We start from the raw sequence: 11,882 nt of genomic DNA, 5'->3' as shown, positions 1-11,882 counted from the left end.
GCGGGGGTTCCCCTTCTGTGGGCCTTGTCGCTCGCTGGTCTCGTGCGACCGGCGGCGGACGAGGCGGTCAAGAGCGTCCGGCTCCGGCCGAGCCGAAGCGGAACGTTGCTCCCCTTACTATTCGGAACGTCGCTCCGTTTTGTCAAGCGAAAGGGTTCGGCCTGCGATGGGGGGGTGTGATGGCACCGGAATCCCGGCTCCGCTCGCCGACCGCTCGGCTCACCGGCCGGAGACCTTGTGGACGGTGGTGTCGTCGGGATCGAGTCGCCGCCCGTCCTCGGACAGCACTTCCAGTGTGCGAAGGGGGTGCCCCTGTCGGCGGTCGACCAACTCGGAGTGCGGTTCGCCGGGGGTGAAGAAGTTCTGTTCGCCCCACTGCCGTAGCGCCACGATGACGGGGAACAGCGCCTTGCCCTTCGGTGTCAGCACGTACTCGCGATAGGCGCTGCCGTCCGACGCGGGGACGGATTCGAGGACGCCGCCGTCGACGAGCGTGCGCAGCCGCGCGGTGAGGATGTTCTTGGCGACGCCGAGGCTGCGCTGGAACTCCCCGAACCGCCGGCTTCCGTCGAAAGCGTCGCGCACGATCAGCAGCGACCACCAGTCGCCGATCGCGTCCACCGACCGGGCGACGGGGCATTCGCTGGTGTCGAAACGGGTCCTGGTCACCATGGCGGGCGTCCTCACTCTTACATGTGGTTGCAACATGCTACCAAAATCCGCTACGGTCGCGGCCGAATCGGTGGCAATGTGAAACCAGGTGTGTGGAGGGGTGCTGATGCCCGGCAATGGTGAGGCCGTGACACGACGGACCGGGGCCCGCGGCGGGGGAGGTCCCGAGTTCGGCCCGTCCCGCGGCATCGTCATCCTGTTCGCCGTCGCCTGCGGGGCCGCGGTGGCCAACGTCTACTTCTCCCAGCCACTCCTGGTGACCATCGGCCACGACCTCGCCATGAGCCCGGCGCTGGTCGGCAGCGTGGTCACCTTCACGCAGGTCGGATACGGCCTCGGCCTCTTCTTCCTCGTACCGCTCGGCGATGTGACCGACCGCAGACGACTCATCGTCGCCCAACTGCTGCTCCTGGTCGTGGCCTTGACCGTGGTCGCCGCCGCCCGCACCGCGGCGGTCCTGTTCGCGGGCATGGCCGCGACCGGACTTCTCGCGGTCGTCACACAGACACTGGTCGCCTACGCGGCGTCGCTGGCCCCCGCCGCCGGACGCGGACGCGTCGTCGGCCTCGTCACCAGCGGCGTGGTCATCGGAATCCTGCTCGCCCGTACCGCGTCCGGCCTCCTGGCCGACCTCGCGGGCTGGCGCTCCGTCTACCTCGCCTCGGCGTCGCTCACCGCCGTACTCGCCCTGATCCTGTACCGAGTACTGCCGCGCCACAGTGCCGCTCCGCCGGCAGTCCTGCGCTACGGACAACTCCTGCGCTCCACGGTCACCCTGTTCGCAAGGGAACGGCAGCTGCGCATCCGGGCCCTGTTCGGTCTGCTGGTCTTCGCCGCCTTCAGCACGCTGTGGAGCAGCGTCGCGCTGCCGCTCAGCGAGGCCCCGTACTTCCTGTCCCACAGTGCGATCGGAGCGCTGGGGCTGGTCGGTGTCGCCGGCGCCCTGGCCGCGAGCGTGGCGGGCCGCCTGAACGACCGCGGACTCTCCCGGCGCACCACGGGCATCGCCCTGGCGCTGCTCGCCGTCTCGTGGCTGCCCCTGGCCTTCACCCGCAGCTCACTCTGGGCCCTGGCCGCGGGAGTGGTCCTCCTCGACCTCGCCGTGCAGGCCGTCCATGTCACCAACCAGACCCTGATCTACGCGCTGCACCCGGACGCCGGCAGCAGGCTGATCGGCGGATACATGATCTTCTACTCGATCGGCAGCGCCACCGGCGCCATCGCCGCCACCTCGCTCTACGCGCTGGCCGGCTGGGGCGCCGTCTGCGCACTGGGTGCGGTGTTCAGCTGTCTCGGGCTCACGCTATGGGTGGTCACCCGGAAAACAGCCACGCCGGATCGGTAGCGCCCCGCGCCGGATCGGGGGTTCCGACGCCCCCACGGCCGCGATCGTGTTCCGTCGTCGCCGGGAGCCCTAATCTTGCTCTGTTCAGTGTTCTTCAGTCTTGTACGCGAAGTGAGGGGAAGCCGGGATGGGCCGTGCGGATGCTGCCGGTGAGGAGCCGCAGCTGTCTGCGCTCGCGGACGCGGAACGGGCGGCCGCACTGCGGGACACCGGCCTGACGGCCGTCGCGGATACGGGGATGGACCGGTTCGCGCGCCTGGTGACCAGCGTGGTGGGCGTGCCGGTGGCGCTGGTGTCCCTCCTCGAGAGCGACCGGCAGATCTTCCCCGGCATGCGAGGACTGGCCGAACCGTGGGCATCGACGCGGGAGACGCCGCTCACCCACGCCCTGTGCCGACACGTCGTGGCGTCGGGCCGGCCGCTCGTGCTCAGCGACGCACGCGAGTCCGAGCTGACCTGCGCCCGCGCCGCGCTGGCGGACCTGGGTGTGGTGGCCTACGTGGGGATGCCGCTGACGGACTCGGACGGGCACGTGCTGGGCTCGCTGTGCGCGATCGATACGGACGTCCGCACCTGGAGCGCGGGGGAGTTGCGGGATCTGGAGGATCTGGCGGCGGCCTGCAGCGCGGATCTGAGGCTGCGCGTCGTGTCCCGGCAGCGGGAGCAGGCCCGGCGGGGCGAGGCCCGGGCGCGGCAGGACGCCGACGATCTGGCCGAACGGACGGAGAACACCCTGGCCCGTTCGCAAGTGCTGCTGCGGGCCGCGGACTCCCTGGCGGACACCACGGGGATCGACGAGGTGCGCCGCCGGGTGAGCGACCTCATGATCAATGACCTGAAGCCCACCTACGTCGGCCTCATCCTGGTCGAGGGTGCGTGGATGCGTCGCCTGATGGACGACGGGGACGGCGCCACGATGGAGCGCGCCAACGAGTACTACCGCCTGGACTCGAACTGGCCGACGGCCCGCGCCGCACGCGAGAACCGCACCATCACCGTGCACGGCCTGGACGCACTGAGCGCACAGTACGGCGACGAGGCCGTGGCGGCCTTCACACAGCTGGGGCTGGAGACCGTGGCATGCGTCCCCCTGCCGGGAACGGTCGTCCCGCTGGGTGTGCTGGTGGTGGGCTGGGACATCGACTACGAGATCGACATCATCGACCAGGCGGTCCTCGCGTCGCTGGCCGGGTACACCGCCCGCGCGGTGGAACGCGCGACGTTCGTGGACAACCGGGCGGAAGCGGCACGGCAGTTGCAGACGGCCATGCTCACCGATCTGCCGGTCGTCGCCGGACTGCAGAGCGCAGCCCTGTACCGGGCGGCTGCGGACGACGACATGGTCGGCGGCGACTGGTACGACCTCTACCAGCTCCCCGACGCCACCGCCTCGCACACGGTGACGCCGGCCGACAGCGTGCCGACCACGCCGATGGGCACCGTGGTGGCCAGTATCGGTGACATCACCGGCCACGACATGCACGCGGCGACCTTGATGGGACAGGCCCGCAGCATGCTGCGCCAGGCCGATGTCGACCTTGCCGACACCGGGCCCGCCACGGTGCTGAGCGCGCTCGAGCGCGCCAACCTGGCGCTGAACATCGACGCCAGCGGCACGCTCGTCCACGCCCACCTGCGACCGTCCGGCACCGCGGGGGCGTGGGAGATGACCTGGACGAACGCCGGTCATCCGGCGCCTATCCTGATCACCCCCGACGGCGGCGTCGAGCACCTCACCGACCATCAGACGCTGATCCACCCGGCGTTGGCGCTGCGCCCGCGCGAAAGCTACCGCCGACTGCTGGCGCCGGGAACGCTGCTGTTCCTGTACACGGACGGGCTGGTCGAACGGCCGGGCGCCGACATCGACCTCGCTATGCGGGAGGCCGGCCACCTGCTGCAGAGCCTGCGCGAGCGCGATCTGCCGGCGGTGCTGGAACAGATGGCGGACACCATGGCGGGCAAGGCCCCGGGCGATGACATCGCTCTGCTGGCGCTGCGCATTCCCCCGGTCCCGGTCCGCCGCCCGGAGGCCGGGTGAGACCGGGAGGCGTTGCTGTCGCGTCGCGCCGGCGTCCGTGACCATGCGGACGAGGGTGTCGACGAGCTCGTCGGACGTGGTGCGCAGACTGTCCGTGCTGAGATGGCCGGTGGGTGGGCCACCGGAAGCGCGGACGCGTGGGCGTACGGCCTTGTCGGCCTGGTCCTGCTGGGATGCGCGCTGTGGGCCCGTCGCTCCGCCATCCGGAACGCACCGTCGCGCCATTTGTGAGCAGCGCCCGCCGCGGCGGACAGGCCCCTGACGGCTGTGGTCCTGCCGGTGCCGCTCGGCCCGAGGGACGGGACGGCGCCGCTCTCACTCGCAGAAGATCTGCACCGTGGAGTCGGGGTCGCTGACGTCGATGTTGACGTCGTCGAGTTGGTCGACCAGGTCTTCAAGGTGCTGCGGCTTGAGCTCGGCCAGGTCGAACGGCACCCCCGATTTGGTCAGCTCCGCGTTGACCCTGGTGAGGGCCTGCGGAGGGAGAAGGCTGGTGAGGCGGACCCCGGCGCGCAGCAGCTGCAACGGAACCCGGATGTTGACCCGGCTGGGCCCGTCGCCGCCGTCGTCCGCCGCGTCCACGACCACGCGCAGGTACTTGGCCCGGGTTTTCGGGCGGGCCGCGGTTCCCTTCGGCGCCTCGGGCCGGTCTCGTTCGAGGGCGTCGATCAGCCGCTCGGCCTCATCCGCGGTGATCTTGCCTTCGGCCAGCATCTGCAGGACCTGACGGCGCTGCTCGTTCATGACTGCTCCTGATTTCTCTGTGGACCTGTGTCATCTGACGCTTATCAGCACGCCCGCGCGTCCCTGCTCCAGCTCGAACCTGGTACCGGGGAGCGCCCAGACCAACCGCCCGACCCCGCGCAGTGCGCCCACCGGGCCGACCCCTGTGATGAGGCAGGCGACCAGCCCGGCCACCACGGCGAGCAGCAGGAGCGGTGACAGCACGAGCGCCACCAGCAGAACCGGGACGTGGAGTCGCCGACGCCGGCCGTCGGAACGGTGATAGCCAACCGTCACCAGCAGCGGAATCATCGGGACTTCTCCAGCTCGTCCAGCGCCTCTTGAGCGCTGATCTCCCCTCGCCGCAGGCGGTCGACGACATCGGCGGCGCCGGTGGGAGCCGGGTCGGTGTCGACGAAGTCGAACTGCTCGGTGATCCGGTTCAGCCGGGATTTGATCGTCGGGTAGCTCACCCCGAAGATCCGCTCCATCTCCTTGATCGAACCGTGCGACCGTACGAACGCGGCAATGAACACCTGGTCGTCTATACCGAGTTGGGCAAGTTGCGGCGGTTCGAACTGCCCCTCGATCGCGACGCCGCTGCCGGTGAGGCGGACCCGCTCGACCACGAACGACTGTCCCTGCGTCAGGTCCGTCAGCTCCTGCCACTCCACGCTCGGCTCCCTAGCCCTCGATGACGAGCTTGCTATGTATTTGTACCTTGAGATTATTAAGGTGACAACGCAGATTACTCAAGTTTTTGAATCTGCGTCTGAATAACGGCCTGATCTTGCGCCTCTGATCGGACTCAGCCGACGACGAAGGTCCAGGTCCCGGAGCCGACGCGGTACGAGACCGAGCGTGCACCGCTCTGCGACGGCCGGGCCCCTCGCGGATGCTGGATCCGTTCCCCTTCGTCCTGGCGCGGCACGGTGACCACGGCACGGCTGTTCGCCGGGAGGCTGACGGTGAGTCGGAGTGTGCCGTCGCTCTTGTACCAGCTGCTGCTGACGCGTCCGCGGACCGTTTCCTGCGACGCCGAAAGGTGGTCGAGCGAAGCGGGCACCTCCGGTGAGACGGACATGGTCCGGTAGCCGGGGACGTGGGACGGATGCCCGCGAGGACGGTGTACAAGGACGTGTTGACACCGGCGAACATGGCATGGTCGTGCGTTTCCATCGAGGAGCTGTAGAGCCACTGCTCCCACGTGCTCGTGGCCCCGTGCGCGACCTGGAAGCCGAACCCGGGGTAGGTGCGCTGCGAAAGCATGGTCATGGCCAGGTAGGTCCGGTCGATGCGGGCCAGAGCGTCGACCAGGTAGCGGGTCCGTACGCCCGTCGGCGGTGATGCTGCGGATGGCGAGGGTGCCCTGCGCGGAGGCGGAAGGGGCGCCGGCGAGGAGGGTCGTCGTCAGCAGAGCGGTCGCGCACACCAGGGTGAGGGAGCGCAGTCGGGGGAGGGCTTGCTGCGTCGGGGCACGATGGAGGCCTTTCGCGGTGGGACGGTTAGGGGCGTTCCCATGGCGGGTGGGGCACAGGCCGTGCGTTCGTGAAAAAGGCGCCGGCGGCGAGGACGCCGTCGCGCCATGCGTTCGTGGGGCGGGGCGTCAGTCGCGGCGGACCGTGACCCGGTGCGTTCCGGACGCCGGGGCCGTGAAGTGGACGTAGCCGTCGGCGAAACGGACACCCGACGCGCGGTCTCCGCGGCGCCAGACCGTGCGCCCGTCCAGCCGTACGGTCCAGTCACCCGACGCGGGCACGGGAACGCCGATCCCGGTCACGGCGCGTTCCGGGGCGCTGACCGTCAGATCGAACTCGTCGCGGTGACCGCGCTGCCAGGACACGGCGATGACGCCGGCCTCCGTCACCAGGCGCCCTTCGGCGAACCGGAGATCGGCGGGGTGGGGCACCACGGTGTGGCCCGGGCCCCCGTCCGCGGCCGGTGAGATGCCCAGGAGCCGATAGGTCAGCGCGGACGTCGGGCCGGTGGACCAGCCGTGGGCGGCGCTCATGTACGAGCCGCTGTAGTCCGAGGTGCCGTCGCTGCGATAGCCCTCCCAGAACGTACTGGCCGTGCCCGCGGGGCTGTTGAGCATGTAGCCCCACTCGCGGCGGATGAGGTCGAGCGCGGTGCCGGCGCGGCCGGCGGCGAAGTGCGCGTGCACCTCCATGCCGCCGGGGAACGGATGCACCGATTCGGCGCTCTTCTCCGGGCTGGGCGCGCCGACCGGCGTCCAGCGCGCGGCGAGGCGTTCGCTGATGGCGGCCGCGCGGTCGGGGGAGTCGACCAGACCGAACCAGACAGCCAGGGCGTTGCCGTCCTGCGGGTACAGGGACGCACCGGCACCGGAGGGTTTGTCACGGTAGAGGCCGACGGTCTCGTCCCAGTAACCACCGGACTCGACAGCCGACTTGAGAGCCGCGGCGAGCGTCGCCCACTCCTTCGCGGAAGCGGTGTCGCCCTGCGACCGGGCCAGCGCGCCGCCGGTCACCAGAGCTCGGTACATGATCGCGTTGGCCTGGATGTTCTTGCCGTCGGAATCGCCGCGCGCCCAGTCGGCACTGCTCGTCACATCGAGCAGCCCGCCGTCGAGCTTGGCGATGCTGTACGCGAGCGCCTTGCGGTAGGCGTCGTACACGGTGGACACCCATGCGGTGTCGGCGCTGATCTGCGCGTAGATGGCCGTGCCGATCAGGGTCCACAAGTGATACGTGTCGGAGTTACCGACGAAAGTGACGGCCGGGCCCGCATAGGGCAACGCACCCGAGTCTGCCTGGTGGTTGTAGAGGGTGCGCAGGGAGTTCCGCACGGTGTCGAGGTCGCCGAGCGACACGTAGTCGGTCAGTACGGAGATGCCGAGATCGCCGGGCCAGATGGTGCGGTCGCGTTTGGCTCCGTCGACCAGCACGGTGGCGCCGGCCTCGCCTACGGTCGCGGCGTTGTTCCAGCCCACCGCGGGCGGTCCCCATGCGCGGCCCTGATCGTTGGCGACGATGTTGGTCTGGACCGTGTAGGCCCCGGCGTACCAGACGCGGTTGAGCAGGTCGTCGTCGCAGTGGAAGTAGTTGGGGTAGGCGGCCGGATCGGTGGCGTCGGGCGCGAACGTGATGTGCACCCGGACCTCGGTGAGGTCGATGCAACCGGCTGTCCGGTTGCTGAGGGTCAAGTAGCGGAATCCGCCGCGCAGTTGAGAGCGCGGCGGAGTCGTGGTGTCGGTGCCGCCGGTGGGAGTGTCCCGCTCCGTGCTCACTGTGCCGCCGGGAGCTGCGGCGTAGAGCACGGCGGGTTCGTCGTTGGATCCGCCGTTCGAGCCGTCGCTGAGCGTCGCGCTGACGTAGGTGGACAACTCGGAGTAGGTGATGCCGACCGTCTGCGCCGCGGAGGTCGTCGACGCGAAGTCGATGCTGACGAACCCTCCCACCTCTCGGCCGAAGTCCAGGGTGACGGAGGCACCGGAGCCCGTGAGCCGGGCGGCTCCTTCCCCGGGGCGGTGGTCGGCGACGAGCGCCTCGGGGGAGTCCACGGTGCCAGTGGTGGTGTGGACGGCCACGGCGTGGACGGTGCGGCTGCGAGGGGACAGGTTGAACCGGTCCCAGCGCCCTGCCGGAGCCTTCCCCGCCGCCTGGCGCGAGTACGGGCTCGCGTTGCGCGGCGCGGTGGCCGGGCGCGCGGAGCCCGGTTCGGCCGAGGCCGGAGCCGACGCGATGGCGGTGACGGCGGCCGCGCCGACACCCGCGGTGAGGACAGTGCGACGGTTCGGGCCGTGAGATATGTGCTCGGGCATGCGCGCTCCCTGGCTGTGAGGTCCTGGCATGGGGCGGAGCGATCGGGGCGTTCAGGCTGTGTCCGCCGTGCTTGAGAAGAAGGTCGGTCACGCAGGTGAGGGGGCGGGCTCGCCGAACCCGCCCCCTCACTTCACGCAAGGTCGTCGACCCCGGGCCTCAGCCGCCGGCCGGGAACGAGGGCGGCGCGTCCTTCGGGGCGGTGCCCCAGTCCTTGCCGGGTGTCGCCCCGAGCGAGAACCGCAGGGTCCCGCCGCGCAGCACCGCCGAGCCCGGCACCCACGTCCGGTCGGAGGCCGCGCCGTCGACACGGACACCCTGGATGTACGGGGCGGAACTGCCCGCGCCGGGAGCCTCGATGCGCAGCGTGCGGCCCAGGCCTCCGTGCACCTCCGCCCGCGGGAACAGCGGCGACGTGAGGACCAGGTCCGCGCGGGCCGGCACCTGTGGGTACACGCCGAGCGCGGAGAACACGTACCAGGCCGACATGGTGCCCGCGTCGTCGTTGCCCGGGATGCCGCCGGGCGTGTCGGTCCACAGCTGGTCCAGCTCCGCGCGGACGGTCTCCTGAGTGCGGGACGGATCGCCCAAGTAGTTGTACAGATAGGGCGAGTTGATGTCCGGCTCGTTCGTCGGGTCGTAGCGCGTATCGTCCTTCGCCGAGAAGTCGAACGCGCCCTCGGGCGTGCGGAAGAAGGAGTCCAGGCGCTGGACGGCCTTGTCCCGGCCGCCCATCGCCTGCGCGAGACCGGCCACGTCGGAGTAGACCATCCACGTGTACCGGGCGCTGCTGCCCTCGACGAATCCGTCGCCCGTGGCGGGGTCGAAGGAGTCCCCGGCCCAGCTGCCGTCGCGGTTGCGGTCGCGCATCCAGCCGGCCTCCGGAGTGGCGTCCGGGTCGAACACCTTGCTCCAGGCACCGGAGCGGCGCAGGAAGTCGGCCTGCTGGTCACGCTTGCCCAGCGCGCCGGTCAGTTCCGAAAGACCGTAGTCCGCGGCCGCGTCCTCCAGCGTCTCAGCGGCGCCGCCCCAGCAGTGGCAGTCGTCGGACGGGACGTAGCCGTGGGTGAGGTAGAAGTCGAGGGAAGGACGCTGTCCGACGCACTCGACCTGGCAGCCCGCGTCGGACGAGTCGTTGGCCGTGGGCACGGTGGCCGCTCGCACCAGGGAATTCACTGCCCCGGGCACGTCATAGTCCCTGGCACCGAAGGCGTACATGCCGGCGAGCGCCACGGCCGACGGGTCGCCCGACATCACGCTCGTCTTGCCCTGCTGCAGCAGCCAGCGGTCCCACTCGCCGCCGCGCTGACCGGCGTACGCGTAGAGGGACTGCGCGTAGTCGCTCGCCGCCTTCGGCGACAGCCACGCCATCAGCTGGACCTGGGCCCGGTACTGGTCCCAGCCCGAGAAGGTGCCGTACTGCGCGCTCTGGCCCTTCGCCAGCCGGTGGGCTCTTCCGTCGGCGCCGGCGTACCGGCCGTCCACGTCGTTGGCGACGGTCGGCTCCAGCATGGAGTGGTACAGCGCGGTGTAGAAGGTGCGCCGCTGGGCCTCGCTGCCGCCGCCGATGCCGATCTTGCGCAGCTCCGTGCGCCACTGCGCGGCCGCTGCCGAGGCGGTGTCGTCGAAGGAGGCGGACGCCGGGTTCTCCTTGCGCAGGTTCGCCTCGGCCCCCGCGGCGCTCACGTAGGAGATCCCGACCTTCATCTGGACCTGGCGCACGTCCTTGCCGAACGTCACGTACGCCCCGGATCCCTTGCCCGGCTGCGGGTTGCCGTTCTTGTCGTAGCCGGTGCCGCCGGAGGCCTCGGTGCTGCCCGGGCTCAGGTCGCTGTCGTGCCAGGTACCGGTGGCGGCGAAGGAGGTGTCGAAGTGCGCGGTGAAATGCAGGGTGTACAGCTGGTGCCGGTTGTTCTCGCTCTGCGGACCGCAGAAGTTGCCGGCGTCGACGGAGCCGGTGACGGTGCGGTGGGCGGCGTCGACCTGGACGTGCGCGTCGGTGCTGCCGCTCTCGGAGTTCGACGTGCGGAAGAGCATCGAGGCCGTCTTGTCCGCGGGGAAGCCGAAGCGGCCGGTGCCCGTGCGGGTGGTGGCGGTCAGGTCGGCGGTTGCGCCGCTGTCCAGTGAGACCTGATAGCGCCCGGCGGTGGCCTTCTCCCGCGCGTGGCTGAAGTCGGAGGCGTACGTGGCGTCACCGGTGTCCGCGGACGGGGAGCCGGTCACCTCGCCCACGTGCGGCATCACGGGGATGTCGCCCGCCGCGCCGGAGCAGCCGACGCCGCTGAGGTGGGTGAGAGAGAAGCCGCGGATCCGCGTCGCGTCATAGCGGTAGCCGCCGGGGGCCGGGTTCTTCGCCTGGGTACCGGTGGTGGTCTGCGGGCTCCAGGAGAGCATGCCGTAGGGGCGGACCGCCCCGGGATAGGTGTTGCCCGCGTTGCTCGTGCCGATCAGGGGATCGACCTCGCGCACGGGGTCGGCCACCAGGGCGGGTGCCGCCGCGTCGCGGTGCGCGGGGGCGGCGCCTGCCGGAGCCGCCACGGTGGTGAGCAGACCACCGGCGAGCACGGTCGCCACCGTGCCCGCCAGCAGGCCTCTGTGACGGGTCGGACGCGGACGCCGGGAGCGTGGGGCCCCGGTGCGGCTGGGGAGAGCTGTCGTCGTCATGCGGTGCCTTCTTACGCCTGTCGCACGCGCTGTACAGGCCTTGGGGGGAGGGCTTGATAACGATGTCAAAGAACGTGCGCGATGTTTCCGATCAAGATTCGGGGTGTCAAGAGGGCGGAGATTATTGCCTGTTGGAGTAGACACCGCCGACACCGCCTACGCCGGCCCGCCCAGCAAAAAACCCGCTGGCCGCAGACTCACTTTCGTGAGTCTGCGGCCAGCGGGAGAGGCGGTCACCCGGAGCAGCCCCGGAAGGCCGGTCCGAGCTGGGCCCGAAGGCCGCCGTTCACCGTGAAGGGCGAAGGCGGAGCGCGTCGAGCGCGCCTACACGACGGTGCGCCACGCGCCGGAGCGGCGCCCCGCCATGTGTTCGTCCGCCACGGCCACGGCGGCTGCCGCCGGCCGTGTCGCCCCGCACCCGGTCCAGATGTGACGACCGGCCTGCGCGCGACCCGGCCGCGGCAATCAGTACTGCTCGGTCTCGATGAACCCGGCGTCCGCGTCGTCGGCAGCGGTGAAGCTGTCGGCGGCGGTGGTCGGGTCGAACCCGGGAGGGCTGTCCCGGAGCGCGAGGCCCATACCGGCGAGCTTGACCTTGATCTCGTCGATCGACTTCGCACCGAAGTTGCGGATGTCGAGCAGGTCGGCCTCCGAG

General features: G+C 70.5%; 9 protein-coding genes and 2 pseudogenes. 2 read left to right on the top strand and 9 right to left on the bottom strand.

Annotation, left to right across the window (positions count from 1 at the left end; genetic code table 11):
- Positions 1 to 219: 219 nt before the first annotated feature.
- Complete coding sequence (locus AB0J02_RS41520) at positions 220 to 672, bottom strand: helix-turn-helix domain-containing protein (RefSeq protein WP_363199119.1); 453 nt, start codon at positions 670 to 672, stop codon at positions 220 to 222.
- Positions 673 to 772: 100 nt separating this feature from the next.
- Here AB0J02_RS41520 and AB0J02_RS41515 point away from each other — a divergent pair, with 100 nt between their 5' ends.
- Entirely contained in the window at positions 773 to 2,017 is a 1,245-nt protein-coding gene (locus tag AB0J02_RS41515) for an MFS transporter (protein WP_363199118.1), read from the top strand.
- A 127-nt stretch (positions 2,018 to 2,144) separates the two neighbouring features.
- A complete protein-coding gene (locus tag AB0J02_RS41510; protein WP_363199117.1) occupies positions 2,145 to 4,058 on the top strand; it encodes a GAF domain-containing SpoIIE family protein phosphatase in 1,914 nt (637 codons plus the stop codon).
- A gap of 315 nt (positions 4,059 to 4,373) precedes the next feature.
- Here AB0J02_RS41510 and AB0J02_RS41505 read toward each other — a convergent pair whose 3' ends face one another.
- The 8 genes and pseudogenes from AB0J02_RS41505 to AB0J02_RS41470 form a co-directional block, all read right to left on the bottom strand.
- Complete coding sequence (locus AB0J02_RS41505) at positions 4,374 to 4,802, bottom strand: hypothetical protein (RefSeq protein ID WP_363199116.1); 429 nt, start codon at positions 4,800 to 4,802, stop codon at positions 4,374 to 4,376.
- 30 nt (positions 4,803 to 4,832) lie between these two features.
- Complete coding sequence (locus tag AB0J02_RS41500) at positions 4,833 to 5,093, bottom strand: hypothetical protein (RefSeq protein WP_363199115.1); 261 nt, start codon at positions 5,091 to 5,093, stop codon at positions 4,833 to 4,835.
- Entirely contained in the window at positions 5,090 to 5,455 is a 366-nt protein-coding gene (locus AB0J02_RS41495) for a DUF2089 domain-containing protein (RefSeq protein WP_363199114.1), read from the bottom strand. The genes AB0J02_RS41500 and AB0J02_RS41495 overlap by 4 nt, the downstream gene beginning before the upstream one ends.
- A gap of 134 nt (positions 5,456 to 5,589) precedes the next feature.
- Entirely contained in the window at positions 5,590 to 5,979 is a 390-nt protein-coding gene (locus AB0J02_RS41490) for an alpha-L-rhamnosidase C-terminal domain-containing protein (protein ID WP_363199113.1), read from the bottom strand.
- Positions 5,919 to 6,101: pseudogene (locus tag AB0J02_RS41485) on the bottom strand (hypothetical protein); the annotation flags it as partial. The pseudogene AB0J02_RS41485 and the gene AB0J02_RS41490, both read right to left, overlap by 61 nt.
- A gap of 286 nt (positions 6,102 to 6,387) precedes the next feature.
- Entirely contained in the window at positions 6,388 to 8,565 is a 2,178-nt protein-coding gene (locus AB0J02_RS41480) for an alpha-L-rhamnosidase (RefSeq protein WP_363199112.1), read from the bottom strand.
- Positions 8,566 to 8,725: 160 nt separating this feature from the next.
- A pseudogene (locus AB0J02_RS41475) lies at positions 8,726 to 11,149 on the bottom strand (GH92 family glycosyl hydrolase); the annotation flags it as partial.
- 543 nt (positions 11,150 to 11,692) lie between these two features.
- A partial coding sequence (locus tag AB0J02_RS41470; protein ID WP_363199111.1) for a DNA-directed RNA polymerase subunit alpha C-terminal domain-containing protein occupies positions 11,693 to 11,882 on the bottom strand: 190 nt, incomplete at its 5' end.

Source organism: Streptomyces sp. NPDC050264, assembly GCF_040655895.1.
GTDB lineage: Bacteria > Actinomycetota > Actinomycetes > Streptomycetales > Streptomycetaceae > Streptomyces.
This window is presented reverse-complemented; position numbering and strand designations above follow the sequence as displayed.